The sequence below is a fragment of the Limnohabitans rimovensis (SeqCode) genome (assembly GCF_965234775.1).
Lineage (GTDB): Bacteria > Pseudomonadota > Gammaproteobacteria > Burkholderiales > Burkholderiaceae_C > Limnohabitans > Limnohabitans rimovensis.
On record NZ_OZ248566.1, the window covers coordinates 136,078 to 156,621 of the forward strand.

At 58.6% G+C, this 20,544-nt stretch carries 20 protein-coding genes; 8 read left to right on the forward strand and 12 right to left on the reverse strand.

Annotation, left to right across the window (positions count from 1 at the left end):
* The first annotated feature begins 10 nt into the window (after window positions 1-10).
* A complete protein-coding gene (locus AC8GFZ_RS09490) occupies window positions 11-1,399 on the forward strand; it encodes an FAD-dependent oxidoreductase (RefSeq protein WP_506644637.1) in 1,389 nt (462 codons plus the stop codon).
* Here the strand turns inward: AC8GFZ_RS09490 and AC8GFZ_RS09495 are convergent, their stop codons facing one another.
* The 8 genes from AC8GFZ_RS09495 to AC8GFZ_RS09530 form a co-directional block, all read right to left on the reverse strand.
* Window positions 1,400-2,092, reverse strand: a complete 693-nt coding sequence (locus AC8GFZ_RS09495) for an isochorismatase family protein (protein ID WP_506644638.1) — start codon at window positions 2,090-2,092, stop codon at window positions 1,400-1,402.
* A 57-nt stretch (window positions 2,093-2,149) separates the two neighbouring features.
* A complete protein-coding gene (locus AC8GFZ_RS09500; RefSeq protein WP_506644639.1) occupies window positions 2,150-3,460 on the reverse strand; it encodes a citrate synthase in 1,311 nt (436 codons plus the stop codon).
* A 10-nt stretch (window positions 3,461-3,470) separates the two neighbouring features.
* Window positions 3,471-3,794, reverse strand: coding sequence for an FAD assembly factor SdhE (locus AC8GFZ_RS09505; RefSeq protein ID WP_506644640.1), 324 nt, complete (start codon window positions 3,792-3,794; stop codon window positions 3,471-3,473).
* Window positions 3,795-3,803: 9 nt separating this feature from the next.
* Window positions 3,804-4,505, reverse strand: a complete 702-nt coding sequence (locus AC8GFZ_RS09510; RefSeq protein ID WP_506644641.1) for a succinate dehydrogenase iron-sulfur subunit — start codon at window positions 4,503-4,505, stop codon at window positions 3,804-3,806.
* 44 nt (window positions 4,506-4,549) lie between these two features.
* The gene (gene sdhA, locus AC8GFZ_RS09515) at window positions 4,550-6,346 is read right to left on the reverse strand and encodes a succinate dehydrogenase flavoprotein subunit (RefSeq protein WP_506644642.1); all 1,797 of its coding nucleotides are present in this window, start codon (window positions 6,344-6,346) and stop codon (window positions 4,550-4,552) included.
* 3 nt (window positions 6,347-6,349) lie between these two features.
* On the reverse strand, window positions 6,350-6,715 hold the full coding sequence (sdhD, locus tag AC8GFZ_RS09520) for a succinate dehydrogenase, hydrophobic membrane anchor protein (protein WP_506644643.1): 366 nt from the start codon (window positions 6,713-6,715) through the stop codon (window positions 6,350-6,352).
* Window positions 6,716-6,733: 18 nt separating this feature from the next.
* The gene (gene sdhC / locus AC8GFZ_RS09525; RefSeq protein ID WP_506644644.1) at window positions 6,734-7,165 is read right to left on the reverse strand and encodes a succinate dehydrogenase, cytochrome b556 subunit; all 432 of its coding nucleotides are present in this window, start codon (window positions 7,163-7,165) and stop codon (window positions 6,734-6,736) included.
* A gap of 104 nt (window positions 7,166-7,269) precedes the next feature.
* Window positions 7,270-8,070: a GntR family transcriptional regulator gene (locus tag AC8GFZ_RS09530; protein ID WP_506644645.1), complete on the reverse strand. Its 801-nt coding sequence runs from the start codon at window positions 8,068-8,070 to the stop codon at window positions 7,270-7,272.
* Window positions 8,071-8,209: 139 nt separating this feature from the next.
* On the opposite strand from AC8GFZ_RS09530, the gene AC8GFZ_RS09535 reads away from it, so the two are divergent.
* The 4 genes from AC8GFZ_RS09535 (at window position 8,210) to acnB (ending at window position 13,397) form a co-directional block, all read left to right on the forward strand.
* A complete protein-coding gene (locus tag AC8GFZ_RS09535; RefSeq protein ID WP_506644646.1) occupies window positions 8,210-9,196 on the forward strand; it encodes a malate dehydrogenase in 987 nt (328 codons plus the stop codon).
* A complete protein-coding gene (locus tag AC8GFZ_RS09540) occupies window positions 9,196-10,176 on the forward strand; it encodes an HpcH/HpaI aldolase/citrate lyase family protein (RefSeq protein WP_506644647.1) in 981 nt (326 codons plus the stop codon). The genes AC8GFZ_RS09535 and AC8GFZ_RS09540 overlap by 1 nt, the downstream gene beginning before the upstream one ends.
* A 181-nt stretch (window positions 10,177-10,357) precedes the next feature.
* Window positions 10,358-10,753 carry a hypothetical protein gene (locus tag AC8GFZ_RS09545; RefSeq protein ID WP_506644648.1) on the forward strand — a complete coding sequence of 132 codons (396 nt, stop codon included), beginning with the start codon at window positions 10,358-10,360 and terminating at the stop codon, window positions 10,751-10,753.
* 58 nt (window positions 10,754-10,811) lie between these two features.
* Window positions 10,812-13,397, forward strand: coding sequence for a bifunctional aconitate hydratase 2/2-methylisocitrate dehydratase (acnB, locus tag AC8GFZ_RS09550; protein WP_506644649.1), 2,586 nt, complete (start codon window positions 10,812-10,814; stop codon window positions 13,395-13,397).
* Between the two features lie 63 nt (window positions 13,398-13,460).
* On the opposite strand, the gene AC8GFZ_RS09555 is transcribed toward acnB, so the two are convergent.
* Window positions 13,461-14,432 carry a Bug family tripartite tricarboxylate transporter substrate binding protein gene (locus AC8GFZ_RS09555; protein WP_506644650.1) on the reverse strand — a complete coding sequence of 324 codons (972 nt, stop codon included), beginning with the start codon at window positions 14,430-14,432 and terminating at the stop codon, window positions 13,461-13,463.
* A 120-nt stretch (window positions 14,433-14,552) separates the two neighbouring features.
* Between AC8GFZ_RS09555 and AC8GFZ_RS09560 the strand changes: the two genes are divergently transcribed.
* Complete coding sequence (locus AC8GFZ_RS09560; RefSeq protein WP_506644651.1) at window positions 14,553-15,743, forward strand: FAD-dependent monooxygenase; 1,191 nt, start codon at window positions 14,553-14,555, stop codon at window positions 15,741-15,743.
* Between the two features lie 49 nt (window positions 15,744-15,792).
* Here AC8GFZ_RS09560 and argF read toward each other — a convergent pair whose 3' ends face one another.
* Complete coding sequence (gene argF / locus AC8GFZ_RS09565; protein ID WP_506644652.1) at window positions 15,793-16,707, reverse strand: ornithine carbamoyltransferase; 915 nt, start codon at window positions 16,705-16,707, stop codon at window positions 15,793-15,795.
* A 7-nt stretch (window positions 16,708-16,714) separates the two neighbouring features.
* On the reverse strand, window positions 16,715-17,926 hold the full coding sequence (locus AC8GFZ_RS09570; RefSeq protein WP_506644653.1) for an aspartate aminotransferase family protein: 1,212 nt from the start codon (window positions 17,924-17,926) through the stop codon (window positions 16,715-16,717).
* Window positions 17,927-18,136: 210 nt separating this feature from the next.
* On the opposite strand from AC8GFZ_RS09570, the gene AC8GFZ_RS09575 reads away from it, so the two are divergent.
* A complete protein-coding gene (locus AC8GFZ_RS09575) occupies window positions 18,137-18,442 on the forward strand; it encodes a DUF3579 domain-containing protein (protein ID WP_506644654.1) in 306 nt (101 codons plus the stop codon).
* 100 nt (window positions 18,443-18,542) lie between these two features.
* Here AC8GFZ_RS09575 and rpsT read toward each other — a convergent pair whose 3' ends face one another.
* Window positions 18,543-18,842 (reverse strand): 30S ribosomal protein S20, encoded by a 300-nt coding sequence (gene rpsT, locus AC8GFZ_RS09580; RefSeq protein WP_506644655.1) that lies wholly within the window; start codon window positions 18,840-18,842, stop codon window positions 18,543-18,545.
* Between the two features lie 136 nt (window positions 18,843-18,978).
* Here rpsT and murJ point away from each other — a divergent pair, with 136 nt between their 5' ends.
* Window positions 18,979-20,544, forward strand: a complete 1,566-nt coding sequence (gene murJ, locus AC8GFZ_RS09585) for a murein biosynthesis integral membrane protein MurJ (RefSeq protein ID WP_506644656.1) — start codon at window positions 18,979-18,981, stop codon at window positions 20,542-20,544.

The window sequence follows — 20,544 nt, forward strand, 5'->3', positions numbered from 1 at the left end:
GGAGAACAGCATGTCAAACCCTGTGCGCGTGGTGACGGCAGATCACATGCCAGATGGCTGCCCAGAGGTGGCTGTGGCGGTGGTTGGAGGTGGCGCTTGTGGCCAGGTGTGTGCCATCCGTTTGCGCCAACTCGGCGTGGAGGTGGTGGTGCTTGAACGCGACGACCAGCCCACAGGCTCCACGGCGCTGTCCTCAGGTTTTATTCCGGCTGCGGCCACGCAGGTGCAGCGCGCGCAAGGCATTGAAGATTCCATCGCGCTTTTTGAAAAAGACATCCAAGCCAAGGCCCATGGTGATGCGGCTGCCCACTTGGTGACGGCCTATGCGCAAGCTGTGGCGCAAGCCATCGATGGTTTGGTTGAATGGGGCTTGAAGCTGGAGGTGTTGACCGGCTTTCGTTACCCTGGTCACTCGGCTTTGCGCATGCATGCCGCCCCTGAGCGATCCGGGGCCGCATTGATGGCCCAATTGCAAAACATTTCACAGCGCGAGGGTGTGGATGTGTTGACCCAGGCCACTGTGCGCGAGCTGTGGTTGCACCCGCAGGGCCATGCCTTGGGGGTGGGCTATGAGCGACCCGATGGACAAATGGAGTATTTGGCGTGCCAAGCCCTGGTCTTGGCCTGCAATGGTTTTGGCGGCAACCCAGCCATGTTGCGCCAATGGCTGCCCGAGATGGCCGACGCGGTGTTTGCTGGCCACACCGGCAACGACGGCAGCGCGATCACTTGGGGCCAACAAATGGGTGCGCGATTGGCCGACATGGGCGCCTACCAAGGTCACGGTTCATGGGCCATGCCCCAGGGTGCGCTGGTCTCTTGGGGTTTGATGATGGAGGGTGGCATCCAGGTCAACCAATTTGGTGATCGGTTCCACGATGAAAACCAAGGCTATTCCGAGGCCGCCACCCAAGTCTTGGCCCAGCCCGGTGGCATGGCGTGGTGTGTGTTTGATGACCCGATCTTGCGCTTTGCCCAAGACTTCCCTGATTTCCGCGATGCCCAGGCCGCCGGTGCAGTCCGCTCCAGCGCTGATATGGCGCAAGTCGCCCAATGGGTGGGCTGCGACGCGGCGCGCTTATCGGCCACTTTGGCGGCCATGGTCCCGGGCCAGGTTGATGCCTGGGGTCGGCGCATTCAGCGGGTGCTGCAAGCCCCCTATCACTTGATCAAGGTCACTGGTGCGTTGTTCCACACCCAAGGGGGTTTGGACATCAATGCCCAATGCCAGGTGTTGTCGCAGCAAGGCCAGCCCTGGCCCAATGTGTTCGCTGGCGGCGGCGCAGCGCGCGGCGTATCTGGCAATGCGGTGTGGGGCTATTTGTCGGGCAATGGCTTGCTCAGTGCCTTTGCCAGCGGCTGGATTTGCGCCAACCAGTCTGCTGCGCTGGTGCGCTGATCAGTGTTGGCTGGCGCGCAGCAGCGTCATCACCTCTTCGGTGGTTTGCACATCGCCGAAGTTCAACAAAAAAGAGTCCAAGCTGGCCGCATGCTCTTGCGGCGTGAAGGCTGAGCATGCATCCGAGACCATCACGGTTTTGTAGTTGAGCATCATGGCGTCGCGGGCGGTAGATTCGCAACACACATTGGTGGCGGTACCGGCAATCAACACCGTGTCAATGCCTTCTTTTTGCAAGCGCTCGTGCAAGTCGCTGGAGCCTTGGATAAAGGCGCTGTAGCGGGTTTTGGGCACGTGCCAATCGCCAGCTTGGGGTTGCAGGTCGGCATACAAAGCGTGGCCATCGTGGCCAGCGGACATGGTTTCACTGCGCAACTTCAGGCCCGCAGGGGAGGACAGGTTTTCGTGAAAGTGGGACCAACTCTGCAAAGACTCTTCGGTGAAGGTGTTGAGGATCCACACCACCGTGCCGCCCTTGTGGCGCAAGGCATCGGCCAATCGGTTGATCGCGCCGCAGGTGGCTGCTGCCGCTGGCACCCATGCATGACCCGCGCCCTTTTTGACAAAAGCGTTTTGCATATCGACCACCACCAAGGCGGTGCGTTGCGGCGCCATGTGGGAAAAAGCATGCAGTTGGCCACGGCGGGCGATCACGCGGGCTTGCAAATCGGCAGATGGGACATAGTCGGTCATGGTGATCCTGACGGCAAAAAGGGGGCACAAAAAACCCCGCCGCAGCGGGGTGGGTATTCAGCGCTTGGCCAAAGGCAGTACGTCGCGGCGATCGGCGCCGGTGAACAATTGGCGCGGACGGCCAATTTTGTACTCGGGGTCGCCAATCATTTCATTGAGTTGGGCAATCCAACCCACGGTGCGGGCCAGGGCAAAAATACCGGTGAACAAATTCACGGGAATGCCAATGGCGCGCTGCACGATGCCTGAGTAAAAGTCCACATTGGGATAGAGCTTGCGCGAGACAAAGTAATCGTCTTCCAGGGCGATTTTTTCCAGGGCCTTGGCCAGTTTGAACAGGGGGTCGTTTTCCAAGCCCAACTCTTGCAAAACCTCGTTGCAGGTTTCCTGCATGAGCTTGGCACGGGGGTCATAGTTTTTGTAAACGCGGTGGCCAAAACCCATGAGCTTGACATTCGAGTTTTTATCTTTGACCTGGTTCATGAACTCGCCGACTTTGGACACGCCACCCATTCTTTGGATGTCTTCGAGCATGTTCAGGCAGGCCTCGTTGGCGCCGCCGTGGGCGGGGCCCCACAAGCAGGCCACACCAGCGGCGATGGCCGCGAACGGGTTGGTGCCTGATGAGCCGCACAAACGCACGGTGGAGGTTGACGCATTTTGTTCGTGGTCAGCGTGCAGGATAAAGATGCGGTCCAAGGCGCGCTCGAGCACGGGATTGACCTTGTAGTCCTCACAGGGATTGCCAAACATCATGCGCAAGAAGTTGCCTGCATAGCTCAGGTCGTTCTTGGGGTACATGAACGGCTGGCCAATGCTGTATTTGTAGGCCATGGCCACGAGGGTGGGCATCTTGGCGATCAAGCGAATGGCTGCAATTTCGCGGTGTTCTGCGTTGTTGATGTCGGTGCTGTCATGGTAGAAGGCCGACAAGCCGCCGATCAAGCCGGTGAGCACGGCCATGGGGTGGGCGTCACGGCGAAACCCACGCAGAAAAAACTGCATTTGCTCGTGCACCATGGTGTGGTTGGTGACCAAGTGGGTGAAATCGGCTTTCTTTTTGGCGTTGGGCAACTCGCCGTACAACAGCAGGTGGCAGGTTTCCAAAAAGTCGCATTGGGTCGCCAGTTGCTCGATGGGGTGGCCCCGGTAAAGCAATTCGCCTTTGTCGCCATCGATGTAGGTGATGGCCGATTGGCAAGACGCGGTGGACAAAAAGCCCGGGTCATAGGTGAACATGCCGGTTTGGCCGTACAGCTTGCGGATATCGACCACGTCGGGGCCGATGCTGCCTTGATACACCGGCATGTCAATGCCGGGTTGACCGTTGCTGAACGACAGGGTGGCTTTGTAATCTGCAATTTTCATGGTGTTATTCCTAGGCAGGGGAGGGAACGGAAGTGGCAGTTATGGCCGTGGCGCGCATCATTTGCAGCACAGCCGTGAATTCAGCCGACACATCGCTGGGTGCTGGGGTGCGCCCGAGCAACAGGTCAAGCAAGTCGTTGTCAGACAGGTCCATCAACAAGCTCAAACCTCGGGCTTGAAATTCAGTCAAGGATTGGGCGTGGCGTTGAAAAAAACGTTCGACAAACAAATCGTTCTCCAACAGACCGCGGCGGCAACGCCAGCGCAGCTTGCTCAAAGCCCGTTCGCCGATCCAATCAGGCTCGGCTATAGGGGGATGGACAACGGTGCTCATGTCGCAGAATCAGACGGTGCGGCTCACCATCAGCTCTTTGATCTTGCCAATCGCGCGGGTCGGGTTCAGGCCTTTGGGGCACACATCGACGCAGTTCATGATGGTGTGGCAACGGAACAAGCGGTAAGGGTCTTCGAGGTTGTCGAGCCGTTCAGCCGTGGCATGGTCGCGGCTGTCGGCAATGAAGCGATAAGCCTGCAACAGACCGGCGGGGCCGACAAATTTATCTGGGTTCCACCAGAAAGAGGGGCAGCTGGTGGAGCAGCTGGCGCACAAAATGCACTCGTATAAACCGTTGAGCTCATCGCGCTCCTCGGGGGATTGCAAGCGCTCTTTTTCAGGCGGCATGGTCTCGTTGACCAAATACGGCTTGATCGAGTTGTATTGCTTGAAAAACTGCGTCATGTCCACGATCAGATCGCGGATGACGGGCAGGCCAGGCAAGGGCTTGAGCACAATTTCGCCGGGCAGGCTGAGCATATTGGTCAAGCAGGCCAAACCATTTTTGCCATTGATGTTCATGGCGTCTGAGCCACACACACCTTCGCGGCAGGAGCGGCGAAAAGAGAACGTCGGGTCTTGGGCTTTGATTTTCATCAAGGCATCGAGCAGCATGCGCTCGTGGCCGTCGAGTTCCACCTCGATGGTTTGCATGTATGGCTTGGCATCGCGCTCAGGGTCGTAGCGGTAAATTTTGAACGTGCGTTTCATGGTGTTTTTGCTGCTGGTGAGGGTTGCCGGGATGGGAATCTCGATCAGAAAGTGCGCACTTTGGGCGGCACGCTGTCAACGGTCAACGGGGTGAGCTTGACCGGCTTATAGGTCAGGCTGTTGCTGGCGCTGTGCCACAGGCTGTGCTTGAGCCATTCGGCATCGTTGCGACCGGCGGCATGCTCAGGGGTGTCACCGTAATCGTTGACGGTATGGGCGCCACGGCTTTCATGCCGCGCTGCCGCTGACTCCATGGTGGACTGGGCGCACTCGATGAGGTTCTCCACCTCCAAGGCCTCGATGCGGGCGGTGTTGAACACATTGGACTTGTCTTTGAGACCAATGTGTTTGACGCGTTCGCGCAGGTCGGCGATTTTTTTCACGCCCTCGTCCATGCTGGCTTGGGTGCGAAACACACCCGCATGCAACTGCATGCTGGCGCGGATGTCGTTGGCCACGTCCTGGGCATATTCACCATCGGTGTTGCCATTGAGCCGCGCCAAGCGAGACAGCGACAAATCGGCGGCATCGGCTGGCAGGGGTTTGTGGGTTTTGTTTTTCTGGTGGAAGTCGACGATGTGGTTGCCCGCCGCTTTGCCAAACACCAGCAAATCGAGCAACGAGTTGGTGCCCAAACGGTTGGCGCCGTGCACCGACACGCAAGAGCATTCGCCCACCGCATACAAACCATTCACCACCGCGTTGTGGTCGGTGGCGGTTTGCGTGACCACTTGGCCGTGGATGTTGGTGGGAATGCCGCCCATTTGGTAATGGATGGTGGGCACCACGGGGATGGGCTCTTTGGTGATGTCGACGTTGGCGAAGTTGTGGCCAATTTCGTAGACAGACGGCAGGCGCTTCATGATGGTCTCGGCACCGAGGTGATCGAGCTTCAAGTGCACATAGTCTTTGTTCGGGCCGCAACCGCGCCCCTCTTTGATTTCTTGGTCCATGCAACGCGACACAAAGTCACGCGGTGCCAAGTCTTTCAAGGTGGGCGCATAACGCTCCATGAAACGCTCGCCATTGCTGTTGAGCAAAATCGCGCCTTCGCCTCGGCAACCTTCGGTCAAGAGCACGCCGGCACCGGCCACACCGGTGGGGTGAAATTGCCAGAACTCCATGTCTTCCAGCGGAATGCCAGCACGTGCTGCCATGCCCAAACCGTCACCGGTGTTGATGAAGGCATTGGTCGAAGCGGCAAAAATACGGCCTGCACCACCGGTGGCCAGCAGCACGGTTTTGGCTTCCAGGATGTACATCTCGCCGGTTTCCATCTCCAAGGCGGTGACGCCCACGGCATCACCCTCGGCATCGCGGATCAGGTCCAGCGCCATCCATTCGACGAAGAAGGTGGTGTTGGCTTGCACGTTTTGCTGGTACAAGGTGTGCAGCATGGCGTGGCCGGTGCGGTCCGCTGCGGCGCAGGCGCGCTGCACGGGCTTTTCACCGTAGTTGGCCGTGTGCCCACCAAAGGGGCGCTGATAAATGGTGCCGTCTGGGTTGCGGTCAAAGGGCATGCCCATGTGTTCCAACTCGTAGACCACCTTGGGCGCTTCGCGGCACATGTATTCGATGGCATCTTGGTCGCCCAGCCAATCCGACCCTTTGATGGTGTCGTAGAAGTGGTAGTGCCAGTTGTCTTCGGACATGTTGCCCAAGGACGCACCGATGCCACCCTGGGCAGCCACGGTGTGCGAGCGGGTGGGAAATACTTTGGACAACACAGCCACATTCAGGCCGGCACGGGCCAATTGCAGCGAGGCACGCATGCCTGAGCCACCGGCGCCGACAATGACGACATCGAACCTGCGTCGGGCGATGGAACTTGAACTAGACATGGGTCACAGCCTCCAGAGAACTTGAATTGCCCAGCCGGTGCAAGACACCAGCCAGACCATGGTGAAAATTTGCAAACCCAGGCGCACGCCCACCGGTTTGACGTAGTCCATCCAAATGTCGCGCACACCGACCCAGATGTGGTAGGCCATGGCCACAATGATGGCGAAGGTCAGCGCCTTCATCCATTGGGTGCTGAAGATGCCCGCCCATTTGTCATAGCCAATGGGGCCACTGCCCCAGGCCAATTGCACCAACACCAACAAGGTGAACAAGGCCATCAAGCCTGCAGTGATGCGCTGGGCCAGCCAGTCGCGCAGCCCGTAATGGGCGCCGACCACCACGCGTTTGGAACCGTAATTGACAGACATGTGTTTCTTTCCTTGAGATCAGTACAGGCCAAACAACTTGGCACCCAGCACCAGGGTCATGGCGATGGACAAGCCCAGGGTGGCAATGGCCGAGGAGCGGCCAAACTCTTTGCTCACCGCATGTTGCACATCCATGAAAAGGTGGCGCATGCCAGCGATCAAGTGGTGCAAATAGGCCCAGATCAGGGCCAAGGCGACCAGTTTCATGAACCAACCGGGGACAAAGCCCAGGCCGACATTGAAAGCCAATTTGAATTTGGCGAATGAAATTTCGGATGAGACCGAGGTGTCGAACATCCAAATGATGAAGGGCAGCAACAAGAACATCAAGGCGCCACTGATGCGGTGCAGGATGGACACCCAGCCCGCAGGGGGCAGGCGATAGGAGGGCAAATCGGTCAGCGCATTGATATTGCGAAACTCAGGCCGTTTGGGGGCAGTCTCGGTCATGGGGAGGAATCCTGGTCGTGGGGTGGGAAAAACAGATGGGTCAACAACAAAGTGGCAAATTCTATTGGACGGCAAAAAGATGACGTGAAAATTGCATGTCAGATTCAGAACAATTGATTTCGGTAGTGGTGCATATCGGTGCGGTACAAACCGCGGCGCAACTCCATGGGAAGGTCTTTGTAGGTGAACGCCACCCGTTCCACACTGAGCAACGGGGTGGTGGTGTTCACTTGCAGCCATTGTGCCTGTTGTTCGTCGGGCAAAACTGCACGCAAGCGTTCATCGGCGCGAACCATGCTGATACCGAACTCAGCCTCGAACATGGCATACATGGGGCCCTGTGAGGCCGCCAGGCGCTCGGCACTCAAGCCCTTGAAGCGGTCGCCGGGTAGCCACAACTCTTCCAAGATGGTGGGCACACCGCCAAAGGACAGGGTGCGGCGAACTTCGATCACTGGTTCACCGGTGCGCAAGGCCAAGGCCCGCGCCACCTCGGCGCTGGCGCGCATGCGTTTGCAACCCAAGATCGTGCGCTCGGCGGGTCCTTGGCTTTGGGGGTTGCCGTGATCGGGTTGCAGTTTGAGAAATCGAAACTGAAATCTTTCTTCTGCATGGGTGGCGACAAATGTGCCCTTGCCTTGGCGGCGCACCAACAGGTTTTCGGTGGCCAACTCGTCGATGGCCTTGCGCACCGTGCCTTGGCTGACCTTGAAGCGAGCTGCCAGGTCCATTTCGCTGGGGATGGCTTCGCCGGGTTTCCACTCGCCGCCTTGGAGGCTTTGCAAGATCAGCCCTTTGATTTGTTGGTACAAGGGGCTGAAAGCCGGCGTCTGTCCAGGTGTCACCAACAGGCCAGGAATTTCACTGGCAAAAGCGGTTGCAGGTGAGGGGTTTGATGGCGGCATGGCGTGGGTGTGACAGGGTGTCAGCCCTGTGTCATGGCCTCATCTTATCTTATATAAGACATAAGACAAACCGCACCCACTAAAAATTGCGGGTACACTCTTTTTTCAATTGTTAAATTCATCATCTGGAGCCTCCACCATGAGCAAAAAGCCCGTTCGCGTCGCCGTCACTGGGGCCGCTGGCCAAATCGGTTACGCCTTGTTGTTTCGCATTGCCTCGGGGCAAATGTTGGGTGCGGACCAACCGGTCATCCTGCAGTTGCTGGAGATCCCAGACGAAAAGGCCCAAAAAGCGCTCAAGGGCGTGATGATGGAACTTGATGACTGTGCCTTCCCCTTGTTGGCCGGCATGGAGGCCCATGGCGACGCCAAGACCGCTTTCAAAGACACCGACTACGCTTTGTTGGTGGGCGCCCGTCCGCGTGGCCCCGGCATGGAGCGGGCCGACTTGTTGGCGGCCAATGCCCAGATCTTCACCGCCCAAGGCAAGGCCTTGGATGCAGCGGCATCGCGCAACGTGAAGGTGCTGGTGGTGGGCAATCCAGCCAATACCAATGCCTATATCGCGATGAAGAGCGCGCCGAGCTTGCCGTCGAAAAACTTCACCGCCATGCTGCGTTTGGACCACAACCGTGCTTTGAGCCAAATCGCCATCAAAACCGGTAAGACCGTGGCAGAAATTGAAAAGTTAGCCGTTTGGGGCAACCACTCGCCCACCATGTATGCCGATTACCGTTTCGCCACCATTGGTGGTCAGTCGGTCAAAGACATGATCAACGACCAAGAATGGAATGCGAATGTGTTTCTGCCCACCGTGGGCAAGCGCGGCGCAGCCATCATTGAAGCGCGCGGTTTGTCTTCGGCCGCCTCGGCCGCGAACGCCGCCATCGACCACATGCGCGATTGGGCTTTGGGCACCAACGGCAAATGGGTCACCATGGGTGTGGCTTCGCATGGCTGGTATGGCATACCCAAGGAAGTCATGTTTGGTTTCCCCGTCACCTGCGAAGGCGGCGAATACAAAGTGGTGGAAGGCCTGCCGATTGATGCCTTCAGCCAAAGCTGCATCGACAAAACCCTCAAAGAGCTCACCGATGAGCAAGCGGGCGTGGCCCATCTGATTTGATGAAACACCCTCGGGAGGTTTTGCTCGGCGCGCAAGCGGCGCTCACCCGCTTGCCCGTTTGTGACCACTACAGCGGTGTGCTGGTTCGCATGCAAAAGAGCTTGCAATTGCAGGCTGAAATGATGCAGGAGTTTGGGGTCTGCGTGTTCGACGCCACCCTCGACTGCGAAGACGGCGCTCCAGTCGGTGGTGAGGCCGAGCAGGCCGCTCTGGTCAGTGAACTGGCCTTGGGGGCCATCCCCGGCGCGCGGGTGGCGGTGCGGGTGCACCCGGTGGATCACCCGGCATTTGAGCAAGATGTGGCCACCATTGCGGGCCGCGCCGGCCATCGGCTCAGCCACATCATGGTGCCAAAAGTGGAGTCGGTGCAAGATGTGCTTACAGCGGTGCGCGCCATCGACGATGCGGGTGCCAAACACCTGCCGCTGCATGTGCTGATTGAGTCGCCAGCGGCGGTACACCGGGCATTTGAGATTGCGGCCCAGCCTCGCGTGGCGTCGCTCAGTTTCGGTTTGATGGATTTTGTGTCGGCCCATGGCGGGGCCATTCCGTCAGCGGGCATGGGCTCGCAAGGCCAATTCACCCACCCCTTGGTGGTGCGGGCCAAATTGGAAATCGCCAGTGCGTGTCATGCCCATGGCAAAGTGCCATCGCACGGCGTGGTCACCGAATTCAGCGACATGTCAGCGATTGAAAATGCGGCACGCCGCGCCAACCATGAACTGGGTTTCACCCGCATGTGGAGCATCCACCCCGCGCAAATCCGCCCCATTTTGGCGGCCATGGCACCCGACTCGGCAGAGGTGGCCAAGGCGTGTGAGATCATTTTGGCGGGCAAGGAACAAGACTGGGCCCCCATCAGCCACCAAGGCCAGTTGCACGACCGTGCCAGTTACCGATTTTTTTGGCAGGTGCTGGAACGCGCCCATGCCACTGGGCAATCCATGCCACCAGCGTTGGCTCATTTCTTTCACCCTTGAACAGGCGGTACCCATGGGCAAGATGATGATGACGATCCTATTGACCTGTGGTCTGGGACAAGGCTGGGCGCAAACCTTGCCAGGCCCAGCCTCCAAAACCAAAGCGCCACAAAACAAGCCACGTGCGACGCAAAAGTCACCTGTCAAACCCAGCACCCAGCTGGTGGAACAAAGAGCTCTTTTGACAACTTTGACCGACGATTTGTTGGCCGTGGCTGCGCAGGTGCACACCGGAAGCATGGTGTGCGAGGCCAGCACGGTGAAAATTGCGCCAATCCCCAGTGCCCAAGGTTATTTTGATGTGCACATGGGCAAGCACCACTACCTGATGGCCCCTGTGGCCTCGCAAACAGGGGCGATTCGTTTGGAGGACACGGCGCATGGCGCGGTGTGGATCCAATTGGCCAACAAATCCATGTTGATGAATCAAAAAGTGGGGCGGCGCATGGCCGATGACTGCCAAAGCCCCGCACAAATGGTGGTGGCAGAGGCCATGGCCAAAATGCCGCCCATCAATATTTTGGAGCCGTTGGGTGATGCACGTGCATTGCCCGCTGCGGAATTGGCCAACAAATAACCCGGTTGACTTTGCCCTTGAACACCGCCTTTTTTGAATTTTGATTGGAGAACTCAGCATGTTGAAAACCTACCGTGACCATGTGGCCGAACGCGCTGCCTTGGGCATTCCCCCCTTGCCCTTGAGCGCCAAGCAAACCGGCGAACTCATCGAGTTGTTGAAAAACCCACCCAAGGGCGAAGAAGCCACCTTGGTGGACCTCATCACCCACCGCGTTCCTGCGGGTGTGGACGATGCGGCCAAGGTCAAGGCCAGCTATTTGGCGGCCGTCGCCCATGGCACCGAAAAATGCGCCTTGCTCAGCCCCGAAAAAGCCACCGAGTTGTTGGGCACCATGCTGGGTGGTTACAACCTCACGCCACTGATTGATTTGCTCGACAACAAAACCTGCGCACCGATTGCCGCCGAAGGTTTGAAAAAGACCTTGTTGATGTTCGACCAGTTTCACGACGTCAAAGAAAAGGCCGACAAAGGCAATGCACTGGCCAAAGCGGTGGTGCAATCCTGGGCCGATGCCGAGTGGTTCACCAGCCGACCTGAAGTGCCGCAAAGCATCACGCTGTCGGTGCTCAAAGTCACGGGCGAGACCAACACCGACGACTTGTCACCCGCGCCCGATGCCTGGAGCCGCCCCGACATTCCTTTGCACGCCTTGGCGATGTTGAAGAACAAGCGCGATGGCATCACCCCTGAAGAAGACGGCAAGCGCGGCCCCATCAAGTTCATCGAAGACCTGCGCGCTCGTGGCCATCTGGTGGCCTATGTGGGCGATGTGGTGGGCACCGGATCGAGCCGCAAATCGGCCACCAACAGCGTGCTGTGGTTCACCGGCGAAGACATTCCGTTTGTGCCCAATAAGCGTTTTGGCGGTGTGTGTTTGGGCAGCAAAATTGCCCCGATTTTTTACAACACCATGGAAGATGCTGGCGCTTTGCCCATTGAGTTGGACGTGAGCCAAATGAACATGGGCGATGTGGTTGAGTTGCGTCCCTATGAAGGCAAGGCTTTCAAAGACGGCAAAGAAATCGCCAGCTTCACCGTCAAAAGCGATGTATTGTTTGACGAAGTGCGTGCCGGTGGCCGCATCCCCTTGATCATTGGTCGCGGCCTGACCGCCAAAGCGCGTGAAGCCTTGGGTCTGCCGCCATCGACCTTGTTCCGTTTGCCAGCTGTACCGAAAGGCCACGGCAAAGGTTTCACGCTGGCGCAAAAAATGGTGGGACGTGCCTGCGGTTTGCCAGAAGGGACGGGCGTGTTGCCCGGCACCTATTGCGAACCGCGCATGACCTCGGTGGGCTCGCAAGACACCACTGGCCCCATGACCCGCGATGAGTTGAAAGACTTGGCGTGTTTGGGCTTCAGCGCCGATTTGGTGATGCAATCGTTTTGCCACACAGCGGCCTACCCGAAACCCGTCGACGTGAAGACGCACCATGAGTTGCCTGAGTTCATCAGCAACCGTGGCGGTATCAGCTTGAAGCCCGGCGACGGCATCATCCATTCGTGGCTCAACCGCATGCTCTTGCCCGACACCGTGGGCACGGGTGGCGACAGCCACACCCGCTTCCCGGTGGGCATCAGTTTCCCAGCGGGTTCGGGTTTGGTGGCTTTTGCTGCGGCCACCGGCGTGATGCCTTTGGACATGCCCGAGAGCGTGCTGGTGCGCTTCAAAGGTCAGATGCAACCCGGTGTCACCCTGCGCGATTTGGTGCATGCCATCCCGCTGTACGCGATTAAAAAAGGGCTGCTCACCGTCGAGAAAAAGGGTAAGAAAAATATTTTCTCGGGCCGCATTTTGGAAATCGAAGGCCTGCCCAATTTGAAGGTGGAGCAAGCCTTTGAGTTGTCCGATGCCTCTGCCGAGCGCAGTGCCGCTGGTTGCACCGTGCACCTGAACAAAGAGCCGGTCATCGAGTACATCAATAGCAACATCGTGTTGCTCAAGAACATGATCGCCCAAGGTTATGCAGACGCTCGCACCATTGGCCGCCGTATCCAAGCCATGGAGGCTTGGTTGGCCAATCCGCAACTGTTGCAAGCCGACAAAGACGCCGAGTACACCGAGGTGATCGAGATCGATTTGAGCGAAATCAAAGAGCCCATCGTGTGCTGCCCCAATGACCCCGATGACGCAAAGACCTTGAGCGATGTGTCCGGCGCCAAGATCGACGAGGTGTTCATTGGTTCGTGCATGACCAACATCGGCCACTTCCGCGCTGCTTCCAAATTGTTGGAGGGCAAGCGTGATATCCCCGTGAAGTTGTGGATGGCACCACCCACCAAAATGGACGCGCAGCAACTCACCGAAGAAGGCCACTATGGCGTCTTCGGCAATGCTGGCGCACGCATGGAAATGCCCGGTTGCAGCCTGTGCATGGGTAACCAAGCGCAGGTGAAAGAGGGCGCGACGGTGATGTCCACCAGCACCCGCAACTTCCCCAACCGCTTGGGCAAAAACACTTTTGTGTATTTGGGCTCGGCCGAGTTGTCAGCGATTTGCTCCAAGCTCGGGCGCATTCCCACCCAAGCCGAATACTTGGCCGACATGGGCGTGATCAACGCCGATGGCAGCAAGATTTACAAGTACTTGAACTTCAACCAGATTGACAGCTATCAGGAAGTGGCTGACGGCGTCAAGGCCTGACCTTCTTGCGCGCATAAAAACATGGCCTCAACCCTGCAAGCCGATCAGGCTTGCAGGGTTTTTTCATTCGGGTTCGATTTTGGCGTCGCGCACCACTTTGCCCCAGCGCGGTGACTCGGTGCGAATGAGGGCGGCAAAGACCTCGGGAGAGCCGCCCCCCACCTCATTGCCCTGGCTGAGAATCTTTTCGCGCACTTCGGCGTTTTGCAGGGCCTGGTTGCAAACGGCGTTGAGAGTTTTGATCAGTTCAGGGCTCATGCCTTTGGGGCCCACCAAACCTTGCCAGTTTTGCACTTCAACGGCGGGGAAGCCCAATTCCGCCATGGTCGAAATTTGGGGCAGCAAAGGGGATCGCACCCGGCTGGTGATGGCCAAGGCGCGCAGGCGCCCACTTTTGATCGCAGGCATGGCCGAATACATTTGCTCAAACATCATGTCCACTTGTCCGCCCATCAAATCGCTGGCCCCAGCGGCACCACTTTTGTAGGGAACGTGTATCAAGTCAATGCCTGCGGTGTGCTCGAACAAGGCCCCACTCAAGTGATGAGACCCGCCAAGGCCGCCCGAGGCAAAGCTGTATTTGCCAGGCGTGGCTTTGGCCGCTGCCACCACCTCGGCCACGGTTTTAAAGGGTGACTCGTTGCGCACCATCAATATCAAAGGGCCTTTTTCAATCAAGGCGATGGGCACGATGTCGTTGATGGGGTCGAAGTTCAGTTTTTTGAACAGCGCATGGTTCACGGCCAAGGGTGCGAAATTGCCCATGCCCACGGTGTAACCGTCGGGCCGCGCGCGCGCGATGATCTCGGTGCCAATATTGCCGCCAGCCCCGGCCTTGTTGTCAATGAGGATGGGTTGTCCCAGCAAGGTGCTCATCACTTTGGCGACTTGGCGCGAGCGGCTGTCGGCATTGCCGCCAGCTGCATACGGGCATACCCAGGTGATGGGTTTGGACGGGTATTTGTCTTGGGCCAGCGTGGCCAAGGGCAGCAGAGCGGTTGCGCCCGCAGCTTGCACCAGGGATCTGCGTTTCATGGGCTTTTTCCTCAGGAATGTGGACAGGTCAAGTCATCATAAGGCCTGCACTTGTGGCTGGAGATGGACTGCACTGGGGGGTTGTGCGTGTGCGCACTTGATGGCTGACAATCGGGTGGCATGTCACACACTTTGTTGATTGCTGGTGCCGGAATTGCCGGTTTGGCCACAGCCTTGGCTTTGTCACGCGCGGGTGCCCGTGTGGATGTGGTGGAGCGTGCGCCCGAGTTATCCACCGAGGGCGCTGGGGTTCAATTGGGCCCCAACGTCACGCGTATTTTGCATGCCTGGGGCTTGCAAGATGGGTTGAATGCCGTGGCGGTTTTTCCTGAACATTTGTCGGCACTGGATGCCCGTGACGGGCGAGTGGTGGGGCAGGTTGCGTTTTCCCATGCGCTGTCGCGCTATGGCGCGGCGCATGTTTGCATTCATCGCGCAGATTTACAGGCCCTTTTGTGGCGCGCAGCGCAGCAAGAGTTGGGCGTGCATTGTCATTGGGGTCAGGCTTTGCAAACGGTGAGCCAAACAGCTGATGATGTGTCGGTGCGCAGTGAGACAGGCCAGCGTTGGAGCGCCGATGGTTTGGTGGTGGCCGATGGCATTGGCAGCCTGATGCGCCGCCATGTCTTGGGCGATGGCGCAGTCACGCCAACTGGCCATGTCGCCTTGCGTGCTTTGCTCCCCATGGCCGATGTGCCACATGCTTTGCGCAGCAATGGTGTTCGGGTTTGGATGGGTCAAGATTTTCATGTGGTTCATTACCCGGTGCGGGGTGGGCAATGGCTCAACCTGGTGTTGGTGATCAACCGAGCTGACATGGCCTTGCGCGATGGCTGGAGTTTCACGGGAGAGGCTGTCTGGGCGCAGCGGGCCGTGGCTGGCAGTTGTGACCTGCTGCGCGATGTGGTGGGAGCGGTTGCTGAATGGCGCTATTGGGTACTGGCCGAGCGCGCGCCGATGGTTTCAGCCCGTGAGATGGCCGTTGGACGGGTGGCATTGGTGGGCGATGCCGCCCACCCCATGCGGCCTTATTTGGCCCAGGGTGCCGGCATGTCGATCGAGGATGCGGCCGCACTCCAAACGGCGTGGCTCAGGCATGCCAACGCCGGCGTGGCAGCGGTTTGGCAAGCCATGGCCCACAGCCGTTGGCAGCGGGTGGCCCGGGTGCAGCAGCAGTCGCGCCGCAATGGCCGCATCTTTCACAGCACGGGCCTGGTGCGCTGGGGTCGGAACTGGGCTTTGCAGACCTGGGGCCCGCATTTGATGGACCCTGCGTGGTTATATGGTGGTGGGCCCATGCCCTCTGCGTGACACCCTCTGACCCAGGCGGGCAGGAGGGGGACCTTGAAGTGCTTGGCGGTTAAGCGGCTTGTTGGCCCAACAACAGCCATTCCATCAAAGCTTTTTGCACGTGCAAACGGTTTTCCGCTTCGTCCCAAACCACCGATTGGATGCCATCGATCACATCGGCACTCACTTCTTCGCCGCGGTGGGCCGGCAAGCAGTGCATGAACAAGGCGTCGGGCCTGGCCGCAGACATCATCTCGGCGTCCACACACCAGCGCGCAAAGGCTTTTTTCCGCACTTCGTTTTCAGCCTCAAAACCCATGCTGGTCCACACATCGGTGGTGACCAAATCAGCTTGGTGGCAGGCGTCCAGCGGGTTTTGAAACACCTGGTAGCTTTCAGGTCGGCGCAGGCCCGCCACAGATTGGTCAATCTCATAGCCACTGGGGGTGCTGACATGAACTTTGAAGCCGAGCAAATCCGCGGCTTGCAGCCAGGTGTTGGCCATGTTGTTGCCGTCCCCCACCCAAGCCACGATCTTGCCGCGAATGCTGCCACGGTGCTCGATGTAGGTGAAGATGTCGGCCAAAATTTGGCAGGGGTGAAATTCATTGGTCAGGCCATTGATCACCGGCACGCGTGAATTGGCGGCGAAGCGCTCCAACTTGCTTTGCTCGTAGGTGCGAATCATCACCAAGTCCACCATGCGGCTGATCACTTTGGCGCTGTCTTCGATGGGTTCGGCACGACCCAGTTGGCTGTCTCCAGTGGTCAAGTGCACCACCGAACCACCCAGCTGGTACATGCCCGCTTCAAAGCTGACCCGGGTGCGGGTCGAGGCCTTTTCGAAAATCATGGCCAAGGTGCGGTCCACCAAGGAATGGTGTTTTTCGTAGGCCTTGAACTTCTTTTTGATCAAAGCTGCGCGTTCAAAAAGATACGCGCACTCTGGTGCGCTCAGATCGTTGAATTGCAGAAAGTGGCGCATGGCTGCCTCAGGCTGCTGGGGCGGTTTCGGCCAGCCATTGGCGCACCAAGGGCGCCAACAAAGCCACCACCTCGTCGGCTTCAGCTTCGGTGATGATGAGAGGCGGCACCAAACGGATCACTTTGTCGGCGGTCACACTGATGAGCAAACCCGCGTCCAAGGCGCGTTGCATCAAGCCGCCGCAGGGTGCGGTGAGTTCGATGCCGATCATCAAGCCCTGGCCGCGTATGTCTTTCACACCAGCGAGGGAGCCCAGCTCACGCGACAAGGCGGCGCGCAGGTGCGCACCGACTTTGGCCACATGCGCCAACAGCTGGTCTTCTTCGATGATGCGAATGGTTTCCACCCCTGCGCGCATGGCCAAGGGGTTGCCACCAAAGGTGGTGCCGTGGTTGCCGGGTTGAAAAATGTGCGCTGCCTTGGGACCGGCCACCACTGCACCAATGGGCACGCCCGAAGCCAAGCCTTTGGCCAGGGGCATCACATCGGGCAAGATGCCCGCCCATTGGTGAGCAAACCATTTGCCGGTGCGGCCCATGCCGCACTGAACCTCGTCGATCATCAGCAACCAGCCGCGCTCATCACACAGTTTTCTCACGGCTTGCAGGTATTCGACCCGAGCCGGGTTGACACCGCCTTCGCCTTGGATGGTTTCCAAAAATACCGCGACCACGTCTTGGCGAGCTGCGGTGGCTTTTTGCAAGGCGTCGATGTCGTTCAAGGGCACCCGAATGAAGCCATCGACCATGGGACCAAAACCCTGCTGGATTTTTTCGTTGCCGGTGGCGCTGAGGGTGGCAATCGAGCGGCCATGAAAAGCTTTGTCATAGACCACGATCTGGGGCAGGTCTATCCCTTTGTCATGGCCAAATTTGCGCGCCAATTTGATGGCCGCTTCGTTGGCCTCCAAGCCCGAATTGCAGAAAAAAACGTTCTGCATGCCCGACAACTCGACCAGCTTGCGGGCCAGGTTCTCTTGATCAGGGATGTGGTAATAGTTGCACGAGTGCATCATCTTGGCCACTTGGTCCTGCAAGGCAGGCACCAATTTGGCATGTCCATGGCCCAGGGTGTTGACGGCGATACCAGCCAAAGCGTCCAAATAGCATTTGCCAGCGGTATCCCAGACGCGGACACCGCGACCATGAGAAACGGCCATGGGCAAGCGCCCGTAGGTGTTCATGGTGTGCGGAGAGCTGGGCGCAACGGGCGTGGTCATGTCGTGTCCTTGGACAGTGGGGCAAAGCGTTTCAAAGGCTTGAACCGCGGGGAGCAGATTCTAGGGCCAGCGAATGACGACTTCATGGCGCAGGTGGCAAGCGTCTGTGCGTGGGCTTGGCTGTGCAGCATTGTCAGGCTCCAACAAGGCGCATCGATAGAATCGATGCAGGGCAAAAGTTTTTGTGCGCCCCTTCACACCACCCCCACGATGTCATCACCCTCTGCGCATGAAGTTTGGATTTTGGGCGTGACCGTCGGTGGTCAAACCTTCAGGCCCAGCGATTGGGCCGAGCGGTTGGCGGGGGTCATGTCGTCATTTCGCCCCGGTGGCGTGGCCCCTGGTGACCACCTGAGTTATTCGCCTTGGTGCGTGCCAACCACCAACGAATTGGGTCAAAAATGTGTCATTGTTCATGTGGATTTGCGCGAAGCTGAGGTCATGGCCTGGGACTTTGTGCTGAACTTTGCCCGGGACAACCAGTTGCAGGTGGTCAAAGGGGCTTTGGCGCTGTGACAACAAAAAAGCCGTCTTGCGACGGCTTTTTGCTTTGCTGACAGCGCACCCGTTACAAACGGCGGCCTGACGAATCAGACCGGGCTGATGGGCCTGGTGTTCAGGCCGCGGTGGCCAAGGTCTTGACCTTGGCGCTGAGGCGGCTCTTGTCGCGAGCAGCCTTGTTTTTGTGAAAAATGCCTTTGTCAGACACAGAGTCCACGACGGTTTGCATTTTGGCAAACAGCTCGGTGGCCTTGGTCTTGTCGCCAGCCAAAACCGCTTTTTCAACGTTTTTGACGGCAGTGCGGTACTTAGAGCGCAGTGAGGTGTTGGCGGCGTTCAGATGGACGTCTTGACGCGCGCGTTTACGGCCCGACGCCAGGCGCGGGTTCTTTTTCTTGGGCTTTCCAGATGCCATGATGGTGTTCCTATGTGTCTGTGGATGTTGTCAGCAAAGCCCGCGATTGTATCAAAGCGCCAGACATGGGCACTGTCCCCCGAATGTCGCCCGAAAGAGGCCGTCCCTGCCCAGGGGCGAGGGCTACACTTGTGGCGTGTCTTTGTTCAAATCTGCCTCCACCGTCTCTTTGTGGACCTTGGTCTCGCGTGTCACTGGCTTGGCGCGCGAGCTCTTGATCGCGGCCACTTTTGGCGCCAGTGCCATGACCGACGCCTTCAATGTGGCGTTTCGGATACCCAATTTGTTTCGTCGCCTGTTTGCCGAAGGGGCTTTTGCCCAGGCCTTTGTGCCTGTTCTGGCCAGTACCCGCAACCAGGAAGGCGATGAGCGGGCTGTTGAGTTGCTGGGCCATGTCGCCACGGCGCTTTTTTGGGTGTTGGCACTAACTTGTGTGGTCGGTGTTGCAGCCGCGCCTGTGTTGGTGTGGGCCATGGCGTCTGGTTTGGGCCGCGATGCGGCGGCCCAAGAGGCGGCGGTGTTCATGACGCGCTGGATGTTTCCCTACATCGGCTTCATGTCTTTGGTGGCCTTGGCAGCGGGGGTTCTGAACACCTGGAAGCGCTTTGCGGTGCCTGCGGCCACCCCGGTGTTGCTCAATGTCAGCATGGTGGCTTGCGCTTGGTGGGGGGGGCCATGGTTCGAATCGCAGGGATGGCCGGCCATTTATGCATTGGCCGCTGGCGTCATGTTGGGAGGCTTGATGCAGCTGGGTGTTCAGCTGTGGGCGGTACACCGTTTGGGCTTGCGGCCGCGCTTGGTCTGGCCTGGCTGGGGATGGATGGCGGTTTGGCGAGACCCGGGGGTGGGGCGTATTTTGGGCCTGATGGCACCAGCCCTGCTGGGGGTGAGCGTGGCCCAAATATCGCTCATCATCAACACCCAAATTGCCTCGCATTTGACCCCTGGCAGCGTGACCTGGCTGGGTTATGCCGATCGATTGATGGAGTTTCCCACCGCCTTGTTGGGGGTGGCCTTGGGGGTGGTTTTATTGCCCGCTTTGACCCAGGCCAAAGCCAGTGGTGACCTGCAACGCTACAGCGAATTGATCGATGACGGCTTGCGCTGGGTGCTGGTGTTGGCCCTGCCGTGTGCGCTGGCCTTGTTGATTTTTGCCAAACCCTTGGTGAGTGTGTTGTTTCACTATGGAGCCTTCACCGATCGCGATTTGATGCAAACCAGCTTGGCTTTGGTGGGGTATGGGGTTGGTTTGATCGGCTTGGTGGCCATCAAGGTGTTGGCGCCAGGCTTTTATGCCAGCCAAGACACCCGCACCCCCATGCACATTGCCTTGGGGGTCTTGGCCCTGACCCAATTGCTCAACCTGGTGTTGGTGCCTTGGTTGGGGCATGCCGGTTTGGCCCTGGCCATTGGCTTGGGTGCTTTGGTGAACGCCAGTGCTTTGTGTGTGGGCCTGATTCGCCAAGGGCGTTATCAACCCCGTCCAGGGTGGGTACGCTACTCGGTCCAAGTGGTGCTGGCGTGTGCCGTGTTGGCGCTGCCGTTGATGTGGTTTGCCCAGGTGATCGATTGGGCCGCTTGGCGCGTGACGCCTTGGGCCCGCGTGGCGGCGTTGGCCGTCACCTTGTTGACCGCTGCCATCACCTATGGCGTGGCTTTGTGGGTCTTGCGGGTTCCCTTGCAAACGTTGTGGCGGCGGTGA

Excerpts from the sequence above, each read along its gene's own strand:
- AC8GFZ_RS09530 (WP_506644645.1), bottom strand. The coding sequence starts at position 8,070 with ATGCCGCCATCAAACCCCTCACCTGCAACCGCTTTTGCCAGTGAAATT.
- rpsT (WP_506644655.1), bottom strand. The coding sequence starts at position 18,842 with ATGGCATCTGGAAAGCCCAAGAAAAAGAACCCGCGCCTGGCGTCGGGC.
- AC8GFZ_RS09570 (WP_506644653.1), bottom strand. The coding sequence starts at position 17,926 with ATGACCACGCCCGTTGCGCCCAGCTCTCCGCACACCATGAACACCTAC.
- sdhC (WP_506644644.1), bottom strand. The coding sequence starts at position 7,165 with ATGACCGAGACTGCCCCCAAACGGCCTGAGTTTCGCAATATCAATGCG.
- AC8GFZ_RS09560 (WP_506644651.1), top strand. The coding sequence starts at position 14,553 with ATGTCACACACTTTGTTGATTGCTGGTGCCGGAATTGCCGGTTTGGCC.
- AC8GFZ_RS09500 (WP_506644639.1), bottom strand. The coding sequence starts at position 3,460 with ATGAAAATTGCAGATTACAAAGCCACCCTGTCGTTCAGCAACGGTCAA.
- AC8GFZ_RS09510 (WP_506644641.1), bottom strand. The coding sequence starts at position 4,505 with ATGAAACGCACGTTCAAAATTTACCGCTACGACCCTGAGCGCGATGCC.
- sdhD (WP_506644643.1), bottom strand. The coding sequence starts at position 6,715 with ATGTCTGTCAATTACGGTTCCAAACGCGTGGTGGTCGGCGCCCATTAC.
- AC8GFZ_RS09575 (WP_506644654.1), top strand. The coding sequence starts at position 18,137 with ATGTCATCACCCTCTGCGCATGAAGTTTGGATTTTGGGCGTGACCGTC.
- AC8GFZ_RS09555 (WP_506644650.1), bottom strand. The coding sequence starts at position 14,432 with ATGAAACGCAGATCCCTGGTGCAAGCTGCGGGCGCAACCGCTCTGCTG.
- AC8GFZ_RS09495 (WP_506644638.1), bottom strand. The coding sequence starts at position 2,092 with ATGACCGACTATGTCCCATCTGCCGATTTGCAAGCCCGCGTGATCGCC.
- AC8GFZ_RS09535 (WP_506644646.1), top strand. The coding sequence starts at position 8,210 with ATGAGCAAAAAGCCCGTTCGCGTCGCCGTCACTGGGGCCGCTGGCCAA.
- sdhA (WP_506644642.1), bottom strand. The coding sequence starts at position 6,346 with ATGTCTAGTTCAAGTTCCATCGCCCGACGCAGGTTCGATGTCGTCATT.
- AC8GFZ_RS09540 (WP_506644647.1), top strand. The coding sequence starts at position 9,196 with ATGAAACACCCTCGGGAGGTTTTGCTCGGCGCGCAAGCGGCGCTCACC.
- acnB (WP_506644649.1), top strand. The coding sequence starts at position 10,812 with ATGTTGAAAACCTACCGTGACCATGTGGCCGAACGCGCTGCCTTGGGC.
- argF (WP_506644652.1), bottom strand. The coding sequence starts at position 16,707 with ATGCGCCACTTTCTGCAATTCAACGATCTGAGCGCACCAGAGTGCGCG.
- AC8GFZ_RS09505 (WP_506644640.1), bottom strand. The coding sequence starts at position 3,794 with ATGAGCACCGTTGTCCATCCCCCTATAGCCGAGCCTGATTGGATCGGC.
- AC8GFZ_RS09490 (WP_506644637.1), top strand. The coding sequence starts at position 11 with ATGTCAAACCCTGTGCGCGTGGTGACGGCAGATCACATGCCAGATGGC.